The sequence below is a fragment of the Haloferula chungangensis genome (assembly GCF_042664875.1).
In the GTDB taxonomy this organism is placed as follows: Bacteria; Verrucomicrobiota; Verrucomicrobiia; order Verrucomicrobiales; family Akkermansiaceae; genus Haloferula; species Haloferula chungangensis.
The window spans coordinates 1-19,761 of sequence record NZ_JBHTBS010000018.1; the positions used below are offsets into that span (position 1 = coordinate 1).

The window sequence follows — 19,761 nt, forward strand, 5'->3', positions numbered from 1 at the left end:
GCGAAAGGGAATGAAAAGCGGCATTGGCGACGGACTTGTTCACAATCCGGGCGCAGTCGAACGGCCTCGCTCCGGGCCTCATCGCCCGGCTTGATGAATAAGTCCGGATGTCCTATAAAGGCGTGGGTGGACAACCCGCTACCCCGCCACGAGTCGGAGATTGAACCATGACTAGAACCCTCTACCCTAGATCGGACTGGCGCTTCCAGTAGCGGGTGCCACCACTTCGACGTTAGCTTTGAAAATTATGCACTTCTTAGCCCTGATAGCCGGCCTCAGCCTTGTAGGTGCCACTTTCGCTGAAGACGAGCCTAAGACGCACCTCGGTGTGTTCTCGAACGAAGCCGAAGAATTTAAGATCGTCACCATGATGATTCACGAAGGAGGCCTTGCCTACTTTCATGCCGCGGTATCGGGTCAGATTGGAGAGTGGGAGTTTGATGAGACATCGTCGACGCTTTCCATGGAGTTCCTGAATCCATCGACCGTGGAAGATCAGACCTTAAACCTCAAATTCGATCAGAGGACTCGCTCTTACGACTTGATCAAGCCAGGTAAGGAAGTCGCTGATGACCCTCCTTACGAGCTACATTTCATTTCCGACGAGATTCCCGATAGAATGATCGAGGCTTTCAAAGCCTACCCAGCGCAGATTAAGAAGATCAGGGCGCAGGTGGCAACTGAGAGAGAATTTGAGAGGCGACGCGAGGAACAACTAAAGCGCGAGCGTCCTGAGTATGAGCGTATAGTCGCTAAGATCAAAGCTGAGCCTAGAGCCGCGCTAGCGAAGGAATTTCACAGGAAGGAGCTTACCGAATTGGGTCAGTATCCAGCGGACGTCAGGGCGTTTCGTGATACTCTTGCCGATCACGATGTGCCTTTCCCCGAGGACATTGTGATCGATCTGATTGAGGCGGTTCCCGATGATCACTACTTGTTGCTCGCTCTGTTATTTCAACGACCAGAACTGACGAGCAAGACCCTAAATCGCTTTTATCCGAAGGCCCTTGAGTGTGCTCACCAGTATTATGGCGTTCTCGCTAATATTGCTGAGCATCCCAACGCGCCAATTGAGCTTCTCGAGGATCTTGCAGCTCGGCGGGATATTCCGGTTGGCGCCACCAACCCCGCCCAAAATCGTTTGGAGAAGATCGAGCGCGAGAAGAGCAACCAATGAAGCTAACAAGGCGTCGCTCTCAACACCTGCCCCGCCGCGAGTTCAATCCGTCATGACAATTCAACCTTCAACCCACAGACGGAGCCTCGACCTCGGGCAGTTGTGAGAGGACTTCGACGTTCGCTAGAGAATGAAGATATACTGGCACCTCAACTCTATCCCAGGGATGGAAGATCTCGACAAACAGGAGAGGATGTCAATTTGGCGGTCATCGTCTTTCTCTCTGTGGAAGTCGTGGCATGCGTATCTCGTGATGTGCGCAGGTATTTTGTTCGCGCTTCTCCTGACGCTTTTCTTACCAAGCTCATTAGATCCTTTCGGCACAGGCATTGGAGCAGGATTGGCAGTATTTATTCTTGAGCAGCTAGCATCCAGAAAGTGTGTATTAGAGGTGGAGAGATATAAGAGTCAGAAGAAGAATTGGTCACCCCTACCTGTCTCGAAAAGCGAACAAGATGCTGATGGCGACCCCTTATAAGCGGCTCTGTTACGAACTTGCCGCCAGCGTCGGGAACTGCTTGGGCGCTTGGGTGCTTGGGGCCGTCCCGGTCCGGTTCCGGGATCGCCATAGCGTTTACGTTAGCTCAAGGAAATGAAGAGGACTGCGATCGTCAAAGGCTTGGTCGGAATCGCAGCCGTAGCCGCAGTTGGGTTTGAGCTCGGACTATTTCAGCGAGTGTTTGATTCGCGATCCCTTGTTGAAGACGGCGTGCTCGGGTCCGATTATTGGATAGTCGAGGTTGACGGCAAGCCAACTGAACGTATTCAACATGGCATTGTGATCTCGAAGGTTCCACTTGCTCTCCTCGAACCCGGCGATCGTATTCTCGAACTCTCCGACACTCCACACCCGCAGGAAGGAGCGGAGACCATCCAGTTCCACACAACGATCAAGAGCGGGGTGGATTACCGAATTGATACCTCAGCAGATGGAAGTCCAAAGCTCATTGCCAAGTGAGAATATGAATCGAAGTCCCAGCCGGATCAAGATAAAGAAGAGAGCTAACAAGGCACTTGAGGGCGACCCCTATCAGCGGCTCTGTTGCGTTCTTGCCGCCCGCTTCGGAACCTGATTGGATCGTTGTGGCTTTCTCGGTGCGGTTACCGGGATCGCCTCAGTTTTGACGTTTGGCCCAAAAAATGATGAAGAGAACAGTGCACAGGGTTTGGGCCTATGCCGCCGTGCTCTTCGGTCTCTTTGCGGCATCATTGGCATGGGATCGCTACAGAACATCAAAGTCCCTCGAGGATGTCTTCCATTACAGCTATCGGGTCACACTTCTGGATTCGGATACGGGTGAGGTTCTTGCTGCCGGGGTCGCCAGTCCACCGACTTCTTCAACGGACCTTTTTCACCAGTCTCAGGGAACTGTCGCCCACGCCGACGGAAGTGTGACGATTAGCGGAGTCGGTTACGTCCCTCGGACGTTCACTTTTGCCGCGGAGGACTATGGATCGGAAAGCGTTACCATAACGCCGGATTCTCCATTTACGGACCACATCCGAATCAAGCTTAGGAAGCGACCTTCAGCAGAAACGAAGCAAGGCCAACAAGACAGTGGAGGCGACCCCTAACAGCGGCTTTGTTGAATTCTTGCCGCCAGCTTCGGAAGCTGCTTGGCTTCTCGCAGCTTTTCCGGTTCGGTTACCGGGATCGCCTCACCTATATCGTTCTCCGGAAAATGAAGTGAGTCTCCTCTTATACAACTATCTGCCTGCCTGGGTTCCGCTCCTCACTTTAATTTTCGGAATCTGCGTTGTGGCATCAACGCTGGCCTCGATTGGTCTGATTGTTCGTTCTCTCAGGCAGAAGGGACCTTCAAAACTCACGTGGCTCTCGATCGCACCCAGCACGTTTTGTATCGGAATCATTTTCTTGGTAGTCAGATCAAACGGAACCGCATCGCTGACCAACAATCCTGTGATGCTGCCAGTTTTTCTGCTCCTTCTTTTCAACACAGCAACGGCACTTTTTCTCTATCTCTTCCACCGGTACCGCAAATCGGCTTAGGCGAACAAGCCGGAGATCTCAAGCCTGATCACGTCGCGAGTCGATTGACTTCTCTGATTCGAACCCCTAACTTCCTTACGGAATCGCGCCCTCTGATCAGGCTGAGATTCCTCAAACGTTCGCAATAAGAAAAAATGCACCAATGAAGACATCAATCTTGTTCCTAGCTCTCACCTCGCTCATGGCAGTTCATGCTGATGAGGTTTCGGTGCCACCAGATTTCGTAAACCGCATGAAGATCGACTACGGCGGCGACAACCTGCGACAGGCCTTCATCAATGCCGGTGTGCCCCTTGCGGGCGCCGACAAGGTCGAATTCGATCCGAACCAATCGAAGCTTTCCTTCTCAACAGGCGAAACTGCAGTGAATCTGATCAGCGCCCTGGTTACGGAACGGAGTATGGGGCGTCCAGGTGTTCGCGACGCTAGCCATGTGCGTACAGCACTGTCCGGCAAGATTTATAGATTTGGCGGGGTGACACTCGATGGAGTGGAGCTGCCTAATCGACTTAAGTTCTCACCAGACTCATCAGCCAGCGAACTGGACGCACCGGATTGGAGAGAGGCGAAGCAGTATCGATGGGGCGTCACGAATAGCGGCGTGATGGAGTTGCGGAGCCTTGAGGGCAACTTGGTGTTGACCGGGAGATTGTCGGCTATAGGGGAGCTTTTGGTTGCCAGCCCCGTCAGGACAACTGAACTAGCTTTGCGCGCGGAGTCGAAGGACACTGCCCAGCGGTAAACTGAGGTTCAACAGGGTGAGAACCAAAAATGCGAAGAAGGCGCAGCACGACAACCGCATGACCCGCTACGAGTCGAATTTTCACCGTGATTACAACCCTCAATCCACAGTCAACGCGCGGCTGCCGTCAGGCGGTGAGTGTGCGATGACGTTCGCTCAAAAATGAAAACTTTCATAACCAACGTTACTTTGTTCAACCTATTATTAAGTGGGTGGGTCCTAGCTGAACGTGAATTCACAAGCAGCGATGGTCGGACGCTCCTGGCTACCATTGACAAGGCGACTGAGCTGGATGTCACTCTTACCCGAACAAGCGACGGCAAAAGCTTCACGATTGCACTAGATCGCCTTTCCAAGAACGACCGGGAGTTCGTTCAGGCCTGGCGCACTGCAAAGGAGCTCAATACCCGAAAGGCTCGTGAGTTGACGCTCAGCTTGGGTAAAGGTCGGACTGAAGTTGTCAAGGTCCCCGAGAGCGAGATCCTGACAGCCGATGGGGTTCTCACTTTGGTTCCCGGTGAGACCGTCCATATCGAGTTTGATGACGAAGGCCATCCGACCATTACCCAGAAGATCAAAGAGCCTCAGCGAACGGTCACTTTCAAGATGACAAACAAGGATGGAATCACGATGCTTTTCAGGGAGACACGAGTTCAGAAGACAGTTGCAATGGACTGCGAGAATCGAGGTTTAGGCAGTCCTGACTTTTCTCGAACGAACCTTCACCCGACAGAGAAGGGTCTCATGGCCGGGGATAGTTGGCCCGGATCGGTGTGGACCCTTAGGCTCAGCAATTTTGAAGTAACTGATCGGTCTGCACAGGACGTGTATAGCGAAAGGGTTGCCAAATAGAACGAAGCGAACAAACCGGCGATGGCGACGCCTAACCGCGGCCTTGTTACGTTTCCATTTTGATGATTCAATCCCATAAATCTGGCACGGAGCGCCGCCTTTGTTCGGGCGTCGCGCCATGCCTCGGACGTTTCGCAGAAAATGGTAATCACCCCGGGATTTGGCGTCGCGACAGCGCGTTTCGGCATGACAGTGGCCGAGGCATTGGACGTGATCGGACGACCTGATCAAGATTTCGTCGATAATGATGGCGACCGATGCCTTTGCTACAATAGCTTTGGGATGGTCCTGAAGTTTGAGGAACTTCATAGTGGAAGGCTCGGATGGCTTCTTGTCCTAGGCCCGGAGGCGACACTGTGGGGCCACAATCCTTTCAACATGCGATTCTCGGAGCTTGAACCGCTTCTTGATGCACGATTGAACGAGACCAAGGATCGAGAGGATTACGGCTACTGGGGCAGCACTACCTGGGAGGACTCATGGTTGGAAGTTCAGCATGCGCTCGATAGGGTCCAGCAGATCAACTTAGGAGTGCGGTTTGACTCTGAGGACAACCCATTGTGGCCGGAAAATCCAAAAGCAGAAGCAGCCGGAGATGGCGACGGCGAATGAGCCGCTTTGTTCGATTTCGATCTTCCCTCCGCCGCACCATTCCTCAAACGATAAAATGAAGACGCTCGCACAACTCCTTGCTTTACTTTGCGTCGCGTTTGGGAGCCTGGCGCATGCACTTCCCGACACGCTCGCTCGCTTCCCCAAAGTTTCAGGGGAGATCACCGAGATCAAGAAGGGTGAACTCTGCACGGCTGTAAGAATCCGCCTGGATGACGACACTGATCGAAGCGGAGTCCGCAAGCTACACAGCGCTCTTCAGCGGAAGACTTACTACCGGTTTAAGGACTTTCGTAAGCCAGATCACGATGAAGCCCTTCTTCTCTTCGTTCGCAACGAGGCTGAGTCGTTGAAGGTTCGCGACAAGATCGTGGTTCATGGATACGCCATCATTGCCGACCTTGAAGCTTCTCGGCGAGGCTTTCCGACCTGCAACAAAATCGAGAAACAATAGCGGCTATCAAGTCGTGCATGGCAACCGGCGATATGTCTCTAGTTGAATCGGAGATTGATTCCGCCGGTGCCACCACTCTACATTAGCGCAAGAAAATGAACTCCATCGCCCCACTCCTGCTCATCGGTTCTTTACCAGCGCTCGCTGGCGATCCGTCGCTGAAAGCCCAACCTGACCCGACGGGGAAAGCGAAGTATGTCGAGCGTTCCCGGATCATCGTGGATCTCGATGGCGATGGAACGAATGACATGTTGTTGTCGGGCAGCCCGGAAGAGTTCGGAACGATGGGTGGGCCTTGGTCGGTCCACCTCAATCAAGATGGAGACTTCAAGCGTATTGGCGAAGTCTGGGCGCATCCGCTGGCGATTTCCTTTGAGCCAGACCAAGCCCGAATCCACACCGATCCGAAGACCCAGCGATTTGCGAGGGTTTGGGTCTACCTCAAGGCCAGCGGTAGCGCCGGCTCGTTCGGGTATTTTCGCGTCGGGAAGAATTGCGTAGATGAGATGGCTTCCATCGAGATTTACCCTGGTGATGGAGGGACCGACATCGGAAGGACTGTCTATGAGTCCGCTTTCAACAAATCCCCAATTCCATTCAAGATTCAGAGGAGCACTACAACCGAGGACGGAATTGTAAGCTGGAACGAAGACAAGCGCTAACAAGGCGTGATATAGCGACGCCAATCAGCGTCTTTGGTGGAGGTTGTCGAGAGTGCTTCAATCTGCCCTCTACCACCACAGCGCCGCCATCGGAGCGCGCGTCCACATCGAACGTTGTGCAGAAAATGAAGCCGATCCCAACCAAGCCCGTCTGGTATCTTATCGGACGGACGGAAGACGGTGACGTGAAAGCGATAGAGAGATACTGGACTGCGAATGACGCAGCGCTTGCCCTCAAGCTGAAGTCGAGTGACCTCGATGAATTGACCTATTCGATCGATGAGTCTGAGTCGATCATCCCGGATCGAACGCTCCCGACCGATCAGCAACGCGTCGAGATCGGGCAGTTCCTGCATCGCGCATTTGTCGTACTACGCTCCATCAGTTACGGGCGGGAGAATTTCAAGGCGATCGAGAAGCTCACTGACATTCTCCACAATTTTCCGACGGAGATGTTTGATCCGGATCGGTGGGACTGGAACTCCTACATTTACGCACTGAGGAAGTTCGAAGAGGAATTTCGTGAGGTTCAGACGGCGAATCTCGCGGCAATGCTCGAGGGGATTCGCGACAATGCACAACATATCGCGTCTGACCGCCCCCTTTAAGCGGCCTCATTGCGTTTCCTTTCAGGTGCGAGAAAGTCCTTCCCGACGACTCGCCACGGAGTGCCGTCCCGCTTCGGGCGTCGTGCCATGCTTCACCGCTTGACGAGTCGGCAGCCATAGAAGGCGTCCCAACCGGTCGCTGCGGGTGAAATATTCATTTCCGCATCCAACCTCCACCGCGAGTCGCGCTGCAGCAACTCGGCGATTTGTTGTTCATTTTCGGAGGGCAACAGCGAGCAGGTGGCATAGACCAGCTGCCCGTCATCCTTGAGGAACTCAAGACAGTTTTCGAGGATTCGGCTTTGGAGGTCCCTCATATCTTCGACGGACTCCTTGCTGAGCCGCCACTTCAGATCGGGTTGGCGCCTCAGGGTTCCCAGACCGGAACAGGGTGCATCCACCAGCACCCGGTCCGCCGAGGCAATCCGGGTTTTGAGCGTGTTCTTCCCCCACTCTTCCATGCGGACATTTCTAACACCTGCTCGACCGGCCCGGCGCTTCAGTTCCGTGAGCTTTCGTGCCGAAACATCCAGTGCCAGGATCTCGCCCGAGCCCTGCATGGCTGCTGCGAGCTGCAAGGTCTTCCCCCCCGCCCCGGCGCAGGCATCCACCACCCGCATTCCCGGCTCGACGCCTAACAAGGGAGCTACCGTTTGCGATCCGGCATCCTGAATCTCCACTCGACCATCCTGAAACAAACGCTTTGGCAGGAGCTTGCCGAGTGGAAGCATCAGGGCATCGTCCAATCCTTCAACTTCCTCGACTTCGACCCCCTCATCGTTCAGCCAGGAGACGACTTCCTCCTTGCTGGCGATCAGGCGGTTGACGCGCAGGCATACCGGTGCGCGCTGATTGAGGGCGCTGAGTTCCGCGTCCCAACGATCGCCCAACTCCGATGATCCTAGTAGGTCGAGCCAATCCGGAATCGATTCGCGGATGGCGCGCGGCTGGGAGGCCAGCTGGCTTTCCCGATTCTCCATCTCGCCGACATCCACGCCGGACCACTCCCACCAATCAGGCAGAGTGAAACCCTGGCGCCGCCATTCGGCGGCCAAAAGACTGCGTGGATCCTCCGCACCGGCGACGAATCCAAGGGCGCGGCGCCAGCGGACAACCTCCCAGACGGACTCCGCCACAAATCCCCTATCCCGCTTTCCCCACTTGGGATTCGCTTTGAAAGCCTCGGCAATGGCCCGGTCGAGAACCCGACCCTCATCGAAAACCTGCTCCAATAGCACCACGCACGCTTCGGCCAATATCCGGTGAATCCTCATCTGGCCGTGAGCCTGCTCACAACACCCGACGCCACGCAATGCCAAGCATTGAAGGCGTTCGCTATCTGAAAATCGGGTGCTGAACGAAGATCTCGAGCTCGGTGAGCACCTCCTCCACCGAGGATATCCTCGCGTAGCGGTCCCGCAGGGTCGTCAGTGAAGCCTCGTGAAGCGACTCCGTGACGGTGGCGCAGGCATCATCGACAACTGTCACGAAATAGCCCAGATCGCAGGCATCACGGGCCGTTGTTTCCACGCATTCGTTGGTATAGACACCGGTGAGATACAAGGTCTTGATCCCCATGTTGCTGAGAACGTAGTGGAGATTGGTCGAGGAGAAGACGCCGCTGGCGGTCTTGTTGATGATGATTTCATCACCGAGTGGAGCGACCTCCTCCACGAATTCCGCCTCCTTGCTGTTAGGCGCAGCCAGCAGATTGAGGCGCCGATGCCCGGCACCGCGATCGCGACCATCCTGGGTCAGCGCGCAAATCCGGCAGTGAATCACCTCCAGGCTGCAGTCGCGAAAGCGGTCCTGAAGAGCGCGCATGTTGGGCAGCACCGTCTCCTTCAATCGATCGAAATAGTATTTCCGTCCCTCTTCCGAGACCCCGCTTCGATCAGGATCGGCGAAGAGACCGTGGCCCTCGACCGCATCGAGATACTGGACATCGATGCACATCAGGGCGACCCGACCATGGGTGAGATGCTCGACCCGGCGTGGATTGGTGACGAAGGCTTCCCGATAATTTTCCCGCAAGGGGTCTGTGATATTTGTAACGCTCATTGAAAATTCCTTTGGTCGTCGAAGGCGAATCGCTCGATCGCGCGCAGCATCACGCCGGCCCCTGCCTCGATATCATCGTAACCGGTCCATTCCTGGGGCGAGTGGGAAAGTCCGCCGATCGATGGCACGAAGATCATCGCGACCGGACAAACGCCGGCCATGATCTGAGCATCGTGGGCCGCACCCGATGCCATTCTTCGGTAACTCACCCCGCAATCCTTGGCCGCGCTCTCGACCCCATCGACGAGTTGCGAATCGCAGTCGACCGGATGGATCCAACTTTCCGTTTCGTAGGAAAATTTCAGCCCTCTCCGTCGCGCGATCGCCCGCAGTGCCTTGGGGATCGAGGTCGCCAACTCGTTCATCACCTCTTCGCTGGTGTCCCTGACATCGATCGAGAAGCGGGCTTCACCGGGAACGGTATTCGGCGAGCCTGGCACGAGTTCCACGCGACCGATGGTTGCCCGTGAATTTTCTCCGCCGTTCTCATCGAGAATGCGTGGCAACTCGTGGGCGAAGTCCGCCACCCCCATGAAGGCATCCTTCCTCATCGGCATCGGTGTGGTGCCGGCATGGTTGGGTTCTCCGGAAAAGGTCACGCTCCACTTGAAGAGCCCCGTGATGGCCTCCACGACACCGATCTGGAGCTGCTCTTCTGTTAGAACCGGACCCTGCTCGATATGGAGTTCAAGGTAGGCGGCGAGGGTTTTGGGATCGCGCCGTGCTTCGAGGGCCTGCCAGGGATCGAGTCCCTGCTCCTTCATCACATCGGAAAGCTTGAGTCCTCCGAGATCCGCCGCGTTGTGAATGGTGTCCGGTGTGATCTGTCCGGCAAAGGCCTGCGAGCCGAACATTCCTCCGAAGCGCCCTTCCTCATCGGAGAAGGCCACCAACTCGATTGGCCGCTGCGGGACCAGACCCGCCTGTTTCAACGCGCGCAAGCACTCCAACCCGCTCAAAACTCCCAGGGTGCCATCCAGCACTCCGGCGCACGGCACCGTATCGATATGAGAGCCGATCACCAAAGCAGGCGCTTCCGGGTCACGCCCTTCATAGCGGCCGATGACATTGCAGGCACCGTCCCGCGAGGTCTCCAACCCGCACTCCTTCATCCGCTGTTCCAGCCAATCCTTGCCTGCCATATCGGCAGCGGTGAAAGCCATTCGATAGAGTCCACCATCCTCTTCCCGCCCAATTCCCGAAAGCTCGCGCAAATCATTGCGAAGGCGGTCGATTGAAATTTCTGCTCGTTCCTTGATCCGCATCTGCTCTAGGGAAACCCAGCTATCCCGATCGATCAAATCCCAAAAGATGTTGCATTCCGTTCAAAGGCCGCCAACTTGGGCGCGAACGTTTCCGAGCAAGCCCATAACTTCCGTCTGAATCCTTCGATCGTCGAGTCGTCATCCGTTTTATTTTCTCCAACTTCCGAGCCGGCAGGTTTTTTGCCGCACTCCTTTGCTTTTGGCTTTCTCTCTCCCTGGCCAAGGCGATTTCACAGGAGCCTGATCTAACGACCGGGCTCCCGCTCGAGGGTGAAATCCACGTCAGCAGTGACGGAGTTGTGGATCTCAAATGGCCCGCCGGAGAGGATTCCGATCTGGGCGATGGCACCACCTTGAGCTTCCGATTGGAGGAAAAGACCGCGGCAAGTGAGTGGCAAAGCCGCTACGAAGGCCCCGATCGCTCAAGTGTGCGCACCGGGATGGCTGAGGGCCTCCACGAATTTCGTGTCCTTGATCTCTCGAAAAATCTCTACTCCGAGACTCTATCCGTGGAAGTCCGCTACATGGACGCCGGGCGTGTCCGCCTGCTGCTCATCAGTGGAGGAATCGTGGTCCTCGCCACGATCATCGCGATCCTTCACGGCCATTTGAACCATGGAAAGGAGCGTGACGCATGAATCTGGCACTCTCGCTCACTCCTCAGGTCGGCTGGGTCGTGGTCATCGGACTCGGCATTCTCTGGGTCGCTCTCGGGCTCTACTGGGGGCGCAAGGCCAAGGACTCCGAAGGCTTCATGCTGGCTGGCCGGAATATCGGACTCGCCCTCGGCTCCGCAACGGCCATGGCGACCTGGGTGACATCGAATACGGTCATGGTCGCGCCCAAGCTGGCCTTCACCCAGGGCATCTGGGGAATGATCGGGTATTCCACCGCCGCCTTTGGCCTGATGCTCTTTGCGCCCCTTGCGCTGCGCATTCGTCGCCTGCTTCCGAAGGGTGTCACTGCCGGAGATTTCTTCCGACAGAGATATGGCCTCGCCGGATGGATCATCTTTTTCATCATCACGCTCGTCTACTCGATTGCCTGGCTGGTCACCATGGCCATCGCGGGTGGTGAGTTGCTCAATGTGCTCTCGGGAATCCCATACGCCCAGGGCATGACCCTGATTCTTGCGGTGTGTGTGCTCTACACGATTTTCGGTGGTCTCTACGCGGTGGTTGGCACCGATTTCATTCAAAGCCTCATCATCCTGATTGGCATTGTAGTCATTGGTGCCCTGGTGATCACCCAGATTGATTTCGCCGATGCGCATGCGCAGCTCAGCTCGGTTCAACCGGAATTGCTGAACCACGGCATGCCGGTCGCCCTGCTGGCCTTCTTCAACATCATGCTGTTTGGCTTTGGCGAAGTCTTTCATAACAACGTCTGGTGGTCGCGGGCTTTCGCGATGCGCGAAAAGATTGCGCCGAAAGCCTTTTTCCTCTCGGGTCTCATCTGGTTTCCCATCCCCATCGCCGCCGGCTTCGCCGCCCTCTTTGCCGGCCCGCTGGGAGTCAATATCACGGACGCCAACCAAACCGGGCCTGCCGTGGCCGAACACGTCATGGCACAGACGGCGCTCGGGCCCTATGCGGGCCTGATCATCCTGATCGTGCTCTTCTGCTCGATCGCCTCGTCGATCGACTCGCTGCTCGCCGCAACCTCCGACCTCATTCTCAACGACTTTTCCCGCAAGATTGGGCGTGGAAAGCCATCGGAGAAGAGCTTCCGCCGTGGAGCGACCCTTGTCACCATCGCCGTTGGCTGCCTCGCTTGGGCGCTGGCCCTTCCGCGCTGGCCATTGGTCGATGTGCTCTATTCCTCCGGGCCACTGGTGGCCTCCCTGATTTGGCCGGTGATTGCCGGACTCTACTGGAAGAAGATCAATCGGCCACTGGTTCTGATCGGGATCATGACGGGATGCACGCTGGGGGTGATCGCTTACTATCATCCGGCGATGGGTTGGTACACCGCCTCACTGGTTGGCGCCGCCATTTCGATGGTGATCACCATTTCCGCCCGCTGGATTGCTCCGAAACCCTACCCTGCGACCTGAATCATGTTCTCCGACACCTTTCTTCAGATCCTCGTCATGCTTGGTCTCATCTGGACCGCCGTGGGTGCGCTGGCCCTGATTGTGCTCCTGTTACGAGATTGGAAGAACAACGAACTCTGGTAGTTCCCGGATTCTACCCTATTATCTATCATCCCGATGCCTGCCGATTCTTTTGAACCAAATCCCGCGACGCCCTACCTGCAGCCGCCGCGTGACTCCGATGCCACCCGGCCTGAACCGCGCGATCTCTTCCAGTCCTCGGCTCCTGATCTCCAGGTGCTTGCCGAGCTCTCCGGGCAGAATGTGCTATCTTCCCGGCAGTTCAGTTTCAAGCAGATCGCCGAACTCTGCAAACTTGCCGCGTTTCTCGAGCAGATCGAAATCTGGCCGAGTCATCCCCTTGATGGAAAGATCATCACGACCGCCTTCTTCGAAGCCTCGACCCGCACCCGCACCAGCTTCGAAAGTGCGGTGCATCGGCTCGCGGGAAAGGTCATCTCGATTCCCGATGGATCGATCACTGGAGCGAAGAAGGGCGAGTCGCTTCAGGACATCGGTGAAATGTTCAACGCCTACTGCGACTGCGTCGTCATGCGGCATACCGAGACCGATGCGCCGAAGCGGATTCTGGAAAACCTCCGCGTTCCGCTGATCAATGCCGGAAACGGATCCGGCGAACATCCCACCCAAGCGCTTGCCGATTGGTATGCGCTGCTGAAATGGATGCCATCGCTTGCCGCCCCTTTCGAGGAAGGTGACCCGAAACTGCAGCTCGGCATTCTCGGCACCCCGGGTTCGATGCGTGCCGTGAAATCCTTCCTCCTGATGGCGCTCAACTTCAGCGACCACATCGAAAAGGTCACGGTGATTTCCGAAATGGCCGACCCCTTCGGACAGGATGTCACCGAAAAGCTCAACAACGCCAACATCGATTACGAGGTCACCAATGACATCCGCGAAAACCTTCCGCGGCTTGATGTGATTTACATGAACTCCATCGCCTTCCTCGGCGACAGCTACAAGTCGCTCGACTCGCGATACAAGCTCGACGCCGAAAGCCCGCTCAAGGAAAGCGCGGTGATTCTGCATCCTCTGGCCCGTCTCGACGAGCTCGATACCTCATTGGACAAGACACCCCACAATCTTTATTTCTCCCAGGCCCACGGAGCGGTCTTCATCCGTCAGGCTCTACTTCTCGCCGTGCTCGGACGACTGGACCGCCTGCCTGACTTCAATTAATCCAGTCCTTCATCAACAACTCTCTCGACACCTTTCCTTATGTGCGGAATCGCAGGCTCCTTTTCATCCCGTCCCCTTACCGACTCACGCGAGTCCATCCTTTACGAGCAACTTCAAGCCATCCTGCATCGTGGTCCGGATGCTCAGACCTGCCATCTGGACAAGGAACGTGGACTTGCACTCGGGCACACGCGTCTCTCGATCAATGACCTTAAGGGCGGCGTTCAACCGATCCGTTCATACGACGAACGCTACACCGCCACCGTCAACGGCGAGTTCTACGACTTCAAGCAGCACCGCTCGGTGCTGATGGCCGAGGGACAGCGCTTTCGCACCAAGTCCGACTCGGAAATCGCGCTCGGACTCTACCGCAAGCACGGGCTGGCATTCACCAAGCACCTGCGCGGCGAGTTCGCCTTTGCCCTGCATGATCGGGAAAAGGACGAACTGCTGCTTGTTCGCGACCGTTGGGGCATCCGTCCGATGTTCATTCACACTCAGGGTGACCACACCATCCACTGGGGATCCGAGGTCAAGGCCCTGATCGCCCACCCCGAGATCCCTGCCGAACTCGACGAGAAGGCGGCTCTCCATCAGCTCATGCAGACCATCGCGCCCGGCATGAGCGCCTTCAAAAACATCCATTCCCTCGATCCCGGCCATCTCCTGAGAGTCCGGAAAAAGGGCGGCAAACTGGAGATCGAAAAGATCAAGTACTGGGACCTCGATTTTCCGGAAGAAGGCGGACACGACCGCCCGGAAGACGAGAATTATCACGTCGAACTCATCCGCGAGCAATTGACGCGCGCCGTCGTCCTCCGCTTGGAGGCCGATGTCCCCGTCGGCTGCTACCTCTCCGGCGGCATCGATTCCTGCTGCATCCTCGGACTCGCCACCGGGGCCATGCAGTCGCCCGTCAAGGCCTTCACCATCGCTTTCGACAACGTTGACTACGATGAGTCTAGTATTGCCCGCGAAATGGCGGAGTCGATGAACGCCGATCAGGAAATGATCACGCTCGCTGCCGATGACCTTTACGGCCAGAACTACATCGACACCGTCTGGCACGCCGAGCGCACGTTCTACAACACCCTGGGCGTCGCCAAGAACCTGATGTCCAAGCGCGTCTGGGACTGCGGCTACCGCTGCGTCATCACGGGCGAGGGTTCTGACGAACTCTTCGCCGGTTATCCGGGCTTCAAGCGCGACATGTTTCTCCACGGGATCGATCATGAACCCGATCACATCCGCGCGGAGTATCAGGCGGCCCTTGATCAGACCAACTCGCTCTTCAAGGGAGCGATGCTTCCCGAGAATGACAAGCATCACCCGGCCTTCGATGCCATCTGCGGCTACACGCCGTCTTGGATCCAGCCGTGGATGGAAACGCTCGATCTCGCCCGCCCCCTGCTTAACGACGACGTCGCGCACGAGCTGCGCGACTACGATCCGATCGAAGAGATTGCCAGTCGCATCGACTCGAAGATGATGGAAGGCCGGCACCCGCTCGACCGGGCGCAGTACACCTGGGCGAAGTGTCAGCTCGAAGGGCAGATCCTCAACTGGGGCGGCGACCGCGTCGACATGGCCAACTCGATGGAGAGCCGTCCTGCCTTCCTTGACCACCATCTCGCCGAAGCCGCCTTCAAGGTTCCTCCCCACTACCGGATCAAAGGCAACATTGAGAAATACGTGCTTCGTGAAGCTGTCCGCGGAGTGCTCCCCGAAGTTCTGTACAAGCGGGAGAAATTTGCCTTCATGGCCCCTCCCGCTCACACGGATGAAAAAAAGACCGCCCGGGTCAACGAGCTGATCCATTCCTTTCTCAATCACGACGCGGTGAATCGCTGCGGCATTCTCTCGCCAAAGAAAGTCGATCAGTTCCTCGCCGACTACCGGGCCGACAAGGACCCGACCAGTCTCGTGCGCAAGGACGCCCTGCTCAATCACCTGCTAGGCCTCCATATCCTGCACTCCAAATTCTGCGGCTAGGCACGCCTCCCGGCACGCAGGGCACCTGAGCAATCCCGGGCAGGAGGATTTCGGCGGCTTTTTGGCGTCTATCCGCCCTTGCCCTCATCGCCCGGACCGCTCAAATTCCCCCGCAATGAGCGAAGCCACATCCGTTGTGCCCGTCTGTATCGCAGGTACAGGCAGCTATCTTCCCGAAAAAATCGTCACCAATGCCGACCTCGAAAAGAAGGTCGACACCTCTGACGAATGGATTGTTACCCGCACCGGCATCCGCGAGCGCCGCATGGCCGCCGAAGGGGAATTCACCTCCCACATGGCGACCAAGGCGGCTGAAAAAGCCCTCGAGCAAGCCGGCGTCAAAGCCGAGGACATCCAGCTGATCATCGTCGCGACCATCACACCCGACACGCTCACGCCTGCGACCGCATGCTACGTCCAAGAGCGACTCGGTGCCTTCGGAGCCGTTGCCTTCGACATCTCCGCCGCCTGTTCGGGCTTCCTTTACTCGATGAAGATCGCCAAGCGCCTCATTTCGGACGGCGCATTCGAGAACGCGCTCATAATCGGGGCCGAGAAGCTCTCGTCCTTCGTGAACTGGGAAGACCGGAATACCTGCGTGCTCTTTGGCGACGGTGCCGGAGCGGCGGTTCTTCGAAAGGCGACCTGTCCCGAAGATGGCGAAATTCTCGCTACCGAGATGGGCACCGACGGACGCCAGACTCATCTCTTGAATATCCCGGGCGGGGGTTCCGCCTGCCCGACCACCGCCGAGAATGCCGACCAGCACCTCGCCACCCTCGCGATGCTCGGCAAGGAGGTCTTCAAGCATGCCGTCACGCGCATGAAGCAGTCGGCGGAGAAAGTCATCGAGCGTTCCGGTCTCAAGCCGGAGGACATCGCGCTCGTGGTTCCCCATCAGGCGAACCTCCGGATCATTGATGCGATTGCCGACCGGCTCGATGTCCCACGTGATCGCGTTTTCACCAATCTCGAAAAATACGGCAATACGTCGGCGGCGGCCGTGGCCATCGCACTCGATGAAGCCAACCGTGCCGGGAAGATCAAGAAGGGCGAACATGCCGTTCTCGTCGTCTTCGGTGCCGGTCTCACCTGGGCCGCCGCGGCCGTGAGATGGTGATCGCGAACTAAACAGGCGGATGCCGGTTTTCGGCACCGCCGCGGCTGTTAGAGCCGTAGCTTCTGCGCTGACATACGACGCTCAAATCCGAGGACTGCGAACATCGCAGCCAGATTCCCTCACTTCCTAGTCCAACAGCTCACCACGCCTATGTCCTACCGCACCTCTCCCGCCGATCTCACCGGCATGCCACCGGGCGTCCCCCACATCATCGGCAATGAAGCTGCCGAACGGTTTTCCTTTTATGGAATGAAGGCCGTGTTGGCCGTGTTCATGGCGAACTACCTGCACCTCATGGACGGAGCGCCCGGCGCGCCCATGAGCACGACCGAAGCAACCGCCCACTACCATCAGTTCAACTTCTGGGTTTATGTCACGCCGATCTTCGGTGCGCTGTTAGCCGACATCTTCCTTGGGAAGTATCGGACGATCATCCTTCTCTCGATCGTCTATTGCCTCGGGCATGCGGCACTCGCCTTCATGGGAACCGCCGGGTACTCCGGGAACTGGTTGATTGCCGGACTGGCTCTGATCGCCATCGGGTCGGGTGGCATCAAGCCCTGTGTCTCTGCGCATGTCGGTGACCAGTTCGGATCGAGGAACGCCCATCTGCTGCCGCGGATATTCAACTGGTTCTATTTTTCCATCAACATCGGAGCCTTTGTCTCCATGCTGCTCACTCCCTGGCTGCTGCAATGGTATGGTCCCCACTGGGCATTTGGTGTCCCCGGTGTATTGATGGCGCTTGCGACCTTTGTCTTCTGGCTTGGTCGCCATCGTTTCATCCACGTTCCGGCCCATGGACTCGGCTACCTCCGGGAAATGTTCTCGCGCAAAGGCCTGCCCACCCTGCTCAGGATCGCACCGCTCTACCTCTTTGTCGCCATCTTCTGGGCGCTCTTTGATCAGACCGGCTCCACCTGGATTTTCCAGTCCCAGGACATGGATCGACGCTTCCTCGGCATGGACTGGCTTCCCTCGCAGATCCAGTCGATCAATTCCGTTTTCGTTCTCACCTTCATTCCACTGTTCGCCTACGTCGTCTACCCGGCAATCTCACGCATCTGGACACTCACGCCACTTCGAAAAATCTCGCTGGGACTTTTCATCATGGCGACATCTTTCGCGCTCATCGCGCTCATTCAGCAATGGATCGACGACGGCCAGCGCCCCAACATTTCCTGGCAGATCCTCGCCTACGCCCTGCTGACCATTTCCGAGGTGATGGTGTCGATCGTCGCCCTTGAATTCGCCTACACCCAGTCGCCCAGGACCATGAAGTCCACCGTCATGTGCTTCTACCTTCTCGCCGTGGCCCTGGGGAATCAGATCGTCGCGCAACTCAACCACTACATCCAGATCCCCTCGGCCGCTCACCAACAACTTGAGGACGAACTTGGATCACTCGACCCCGACTGGCGGGATTCGCCGCGCAACGTGATCCTTCCCGGTCACGATGGCACGACCGGAACCGACGACGACTTCATCGCCCGCATTGCCAAAGGGGGTGCCAGCAAGATGGAGATCCCTGGCGGCCAGGCCTACGAGAGGACGGCGACAAAGCTCCGCAGCATCATCGGTCCGAACGATCACTTCCCGGAAGACGAGGCATTTCTTGCGGCAAATGGTCATGACCTGGGCACGGATCTCTGGGGAAACCCGATTCGCTACGAGCGGCTCAACGCCACCAATGCCCGGCTCATTTCCGCAGGCCCGGACAACACACCGAATACCCTCTGGGACCAAGGCTACCTTCTAACCAACACACCTCCCGAAGCCCCTGCCAAGCCCTCGTGGACCGACAAACTCCACCCGGAGACCACCTGGCTGGAACGTCGACAGCAAGCTCTGGGGCTTACAGCGACCGGCGATGGTGATGAGGAAGAGCACTTCACGACCACAGCCTTTTCCGGAGGGCAGGTAAAACTCCAGGGTGCCGCTTACTTCCGTCTCTTCACCTGGCTGATGCTCGGAACCGCCATCGCCTTCATCCCCTTCGCCCTTCTCTACAAGCCACGCGATATCCTTCAGGACTGAACATGCTCACCGACACTCACTGCCACCTCGCATCCCACAAATTCCCTTCCGAAGAGATCCCGGCAATCGTCGCAAGAGCAGCCGAAGCCGGCGTCACCCGTCTTGTTAGCCTTGCGACGAGCCTCGACGACATCGCGCCCAACCTCGCGATCGCGGATGCTTATCCAAACGTCCATTGCGGCATCGGCATTCACCCATGCGATGTCCATCACGCCCCCGACGACGTCATCGATCAACTGCGCCCCCACCTTTCCAATCCGCGGGTTTGCGCCATCGGTGAGACCGGTCTCGACTACTATCATCCCGCGCCCGAAGGCTGGAGCGATGACGACTTCCGCCAACGCCAACGCGAACTTCTCGATGCTCACTTCGAGCTGGCATCCGAGAACAAGCTGAATGTCGTCATCCACACCCGCGATCGCAGTGGCGACGCCTCCCTTCAAGATGCGCTGAGCATTTACAGGAAGCATGCCTCCTCCGTCCGAGCCGTTTTCCACTGCTTCATCAGCACGCCGGAGAATGCCCGAGCGGTGATCGAGCTGGGAGGTCTCGTTTCGTTTGGAGGCGTGGCGACGTTCAAGAATGCGAGTGACGTGCTCGACCTCGCCGCGCACATGGAAGCCGGTAGCTTCATGCTCGAGACCGACTCCCCTTACCTTTCACCTCACCCCTTTCGCGGACAGAGAAATGAACCTGCCCGCGTCAGAAGCATCGCCGAAAAGATTGCCGAAGCACGCGGGCAGGCACTCGAAGATCTCGCCGCACAAAGCAACCGCGCGGCCTTCTCCTTTTTTCGCGGAATTGAATAAATAAACTCACCCGCGTCGTTTGTGAGTCAGGACATTCTCAGTCCTTCACAAACCCGAAATAACC

18 protein-coding genes are annotated in these 19,761 nt (G+C 57.1%); 15 read left to right on the forward strand and 3 right to left on the reverse strand.

What is annotated here, in order from left to right; all coding sequences use genetic code 11:
- The first annotated feature begins 247 nt into the window (after positions 1-247).
- From ACFQY0_RS19930 to ACFQY0_RS19965, 8 genes are all read left to right on the forward strand, one after another.
- Positions 248-1,177, forward strand: coding sequence for a hypothetical protein (locus ACFQY0_RS19930; protein WP_379716366.1), 930 nt, complete (start codon positions 248-250; stop codon positions 1,175-1,177).
- 592 nt (positions 1,178-1,769) lie between these two features.
- Complete coding sequence (locus ACFQY0_RS19935; protein ID WP_379716369.1) at positions 1,770-2,135, forward strand: hypothetical protein; 366 nt, start codon at positions 1,770-1,772, stop codon at positions 2,133-2,135.
- Between the two features lie 1,195 nt (positions 2,136-3,330).
- On the forward strand, positions 3,331-3,930 hold the full coding sequence (locus ACFQY0_RS19940; RefSeq protein WP_379716371.1) for a hypothetical protein: 600 nt from the start codon (positions 3,331-3,333) through the stop codon (positions 3,928-3,930).
- Positions 3,931-4,092: 162 nt separating this feature from the next.
- A complete protein-coding gene (locus tag ACFQY0_RS19945) occupies positions 4,093-4,782 on the forward strand; it encodes a hypothetical protein (RefSeq protein WP_379716374.1) in 690 nt (229 codons plus the stop codon).
- Between the two features lie 378 nt (positions 4,783-5,160).
- The gene (locus ACFQY0_RS19950) at positions 5,161-5,394 is read left to right on the forward strand and encodes a hypothetical protein (protein WP_379716377.1); all 234 of its coding nucleotides are present in this window, start codon (positions 5,161-5,163) and stop codon (positions 5,392-5,394) included.
- A 55-nt stretch (positions 5,395-5,449) separates the two neighbouring features.
- On the forward strand, positions 5,450-5,848 hold the full coding sequence (locus ACFQY0_RS19955) for a hypothetical protein (protein ID WP_379716379.1): 399 nt from the start codon (positions 5,450-5,452) through the stop codon (positions 5,846-5,848).
- 95 nt (positions 5,849-5,943) lie between these two features.
- Entirely contained in the window at positions 5,944-6,510 is a 567-nt protein-coding gene (locus tag ACFQY0_RS19960; protein ID WP_379716382.1) for a hypothetical protein, read from the forward strand.
- Positions 6,511-6,635: 125 nt separating this feature from the next.
- Positions 6,636-7,118 carry a hypothetical protein gene (locus tag ACFQY0_RS19965; RefSeq protein ID WP_379716385.1) on the forward strand — a complete coding sequence of 161 codons (483 nt, stop codon included), beginning with the start codon at positions 6,636-6,638 and terminating at the stop codon, positions 7,116-7,118.
- A 92-nt stretch (positions 7,119-7,210) separates the two neighbouring features.
- Here the strand turns inward: ACFQY0_RS19965 and ACFQY0_RS19970 are convergent, their stop codons facing one another.
- The 3 genes from ACFQY0_RS19970 to ACFQY0_RS19980 all read right to left on the reverse strand — a co-directional run bounded on the left by ACFQY0_RS19970 (position 7,211) and on the right by ACFQY0_RS19980 (position 10,444).
- Entirely contained in the window at positions 7,211-8,374 is a 1,164-nt protein-coding gene (locus ACFQY0_RS19970; RefSeq protein WP_379716388.1) for an RsmB/NOP family class I SAM-dependent RNA methyltransferase, read from the reverse strand.
- Between the two features lie 79 nt (positions 8,375-8,453).
- Positions 8,454-9,179 (reverse strand): cysteine hydrolase family protein, encoded by a 726-nt coding sequence (locus ACFQY0_RS19975; RefSeq protein WP_379716391.1) that lies wholly within the window; start codon positions 9,177-9,179, stop codon positions 8,454-8,456.
- Positions 9,176-10,444 carry a Zn-dependent hydrolase gene (locus ACFQY0_RS19980; protein ID WP_379716394.1) on the reverse strand — a complete coding sequence of 423 codons (1,269 nt, stop codon included), beginning with the start codon at positions 10,442-10,444 and terminating at the stop codon, positions 9,176-9,178. The genes ACFQY0_RS19975 and ACFQY0_RS19980 overlap by 4 nt, the downstream gene beginning before the upstream one ends.
- A 299-nt stretch (positions 10,445-10,743) precedes the next feature.
- Here ACFQY0_RS19980 and ACFQY0_RS19985 point away from each other — a divergent pair, with 299 nt between their 5' ends.
- The 7 genes from ACFQY0_RS19985 (at position 10,744) to ACFQY0_RS20015 (ending at position 19,697) form a co-directional block, all read left to right on the forward strand.
- Positions 10,744-11,082, forward strand: a complete 339-nt coding sequence (locus tag ACFQY0_RS19985; RefSeq protein WP_379716397.1) for a hypothetical protein — start codon at positions 10,744-10,746, stop codon at positions 11,080-11,082.
- Positions 11,079-12,500 (forward strand): sodium:solute symporter family transporter, encoded by a 1,422-nt coding sequence (locus ACFQY0_RS19990; RefSeq protein WP_379716400.1) that lies wholly within the window; start codon positions 11,079-11,081, stop codon positions 12,498-12,500. Before ACFQY0_RS19985 ends, ACFQY0_RS19990 begins: the two co-directional genes overlap by 4 nt.
- A 156-nt stretch (positions 12,501-12,656) precedes the next feature.
- Positions 12,657-13,739 carry an aspartate/ornithine carbamoyltransferase family protein gene (locus ACFQY0_RS19995; protein WP_379716403.1) on the forward strand — a complete coding sequence of 361 codons (1,083 nt, stop codon included), beginning with the start codon at positions 12,657-12,659 and terminating at the stop codon, positions 13,737-13,739.
- A 39-nt stretch (positions 13,740-13,778) separates the two neighbouring features.
- Positions 13,779-15,731, forward strand: coding sequence for an asparagine synthase (glutamine-hydrolyzing) (gene asnB, locus ACFQY0_RS20000; RefSeq protein ID WP_379716406.1), 1,953 nt, complete (start codon positions 13,779-13,781; stop codon positions 15,729-15,731).
- Between the two features lie 115 nt (positions 15,732-15,846).
- Positions 15,847-16,851 carry a beta-ketoacyl-ACP synthase III gene (locus tag ACFQY0_RS20005; protein WP_379716409.1) on the forward strand — a complete coding sequence of 335 codons (1,005 nt, stop codon included), beginning with the start codon at positions 15,847-15,849 and terminating at the stop codon, positions 16,849-16,851.
- A 150-nt stretch (positions 16,852-17,001) separates the two neighbouring features.
- Entirely contained in the window at positions 17,002-18,888 is a 1,887-nt protein-coding gene (locus tag ACFQY0_RS20010; RefSeq protein WP_379716412.1) for a POT family MFS transporter, read from the forward strand.
- Positions 18,889-18,890: 2 nt separating this feature from the next.
- Complete coding sequence (locus tag ACFQY0_RS20015) at positions 18,891-19,697, forward strand: TatD family hydrolase (RefSeq protein ID WP_379716415.1); 807 nt, start codon at positions 18,891-18,893, stop codon at positions 19,695-19,697.
- Positions 19,698-19,761 lie beyond the last annotated feature (64 nt).

Bases quoted from the DNA above. Each gene is read 5' to 3' on its own strand.
- ACFQY0_RS19930 (WP_379716366.1), top strand. From the start codon at position 248: ATGCACTTCTTAGCCCTGATAGCCGGCCTCAGCCTTGTAGGTGCCACT.
- ACFQY0_RS19935 (WP_379716369.1), top strand. From the start codon at position 1,770: ATGAAGAGGACTGCGATCGTCAAAGGCTTGGTCGGAATCGCAGCCGTA.
- ACFQY0_RS19940 (WP_379716371.1), top strand. From the start codon at position 3,331: ATGAAGACATCAATCTTGTTCCTAGCTCTCACCTCGCTCATGGCAGTT.
- ACFQY0_RS19945 (WP_379716374.1), top strand. From the start codon at position 4,093: ATGAAAACTTTCATAACCAACGTTACTTTGTTCAACCTATTATTAAGT.
- ACFQY0_RS19950 (WP_379716377.1), top strand. From the start codon at position 5,161: ATGCGATTCTCGGAGCTTGAACCGCTTCTTGATGCACGATTGAACGAG.
- ACFQY0_RS19955 (WP_379716379.1), top strand. From the start codon at position 5,450: ATGAAGACGCTCGCACAACTCCTTGCTTTACTTTGCGTCGCGTTTGGG.
- ACFQY0_RS19960 (WP_379716382.1), top strand. From the start codon at position 5,944: ATGAACTCCATCGCCCCACTCCTGCTCATCGGTTCTTTACCAGCGCTC.
- ACFQY0_RS19965 (WP_379716385.1), top strand. From the start codon at position 6,636: ATGAAGCCGATCCCAACCAAGCCCGTCTGGTATCTTATCGGACGGACG.
- ACFQY0_RS19975 (WP_379716391.1), bottom strand. From the start codon at position 9,179: ATGAGCGTTACAAATATCACAGACCCCTTGCGGGAAAATTATCGGGAA.
- ACFQY0_RS19980 (WP_379716394.1), bottom strand. From the start codon at position 10,444: ATGCGGATCAAGGAACGAGCAGAAATTTCAATCGACCGCCTTCGCAAT.
- ACFQY0_RS19990 (WP_379716400.1), top strand. From the start codon at position 11,079: ATGAATCTGGCACTCTCGCTCACTCCTCAGGTCGGCTGGGTCGTGGTC.
- ACFQY0_RS19995 (WP_379716403.1), top strand. From the start codon at position 12,657: ATGCCTGCCGATTCTTTTGAACCAAATCCCGCGACGCCCTACCTGCAG.
- asnB (WP_379716406.1), top strand. From the start codon at position 13,779: ATGTGCGGAATCGCAGGCTCCTTTTCATCCCGTCCCCTTACCGACTCA.
- ACFQY0_RS20005 (WP_379716409.1), top strand. From the start codon at position 15,847: ATGAGCGAAGCCACATCCGTTGTGCCCGTCTGTATCGCAGGTACAGGC.
- ACFQY0_RS20010 (WP_379716412.1), top strand. From the start codon at position 17,002: ATGTCCTACCGCACCTCTCCCGCCGATCTCACCGGCATGCCACCGGGC.
- ACFQY0_RS20015 (WP_379716415.1), top strand. From the start codon at position 18,891: ATGCTCACCGACACTCACTGCCACCTCGCATCCCACAAATTCCCTTCC.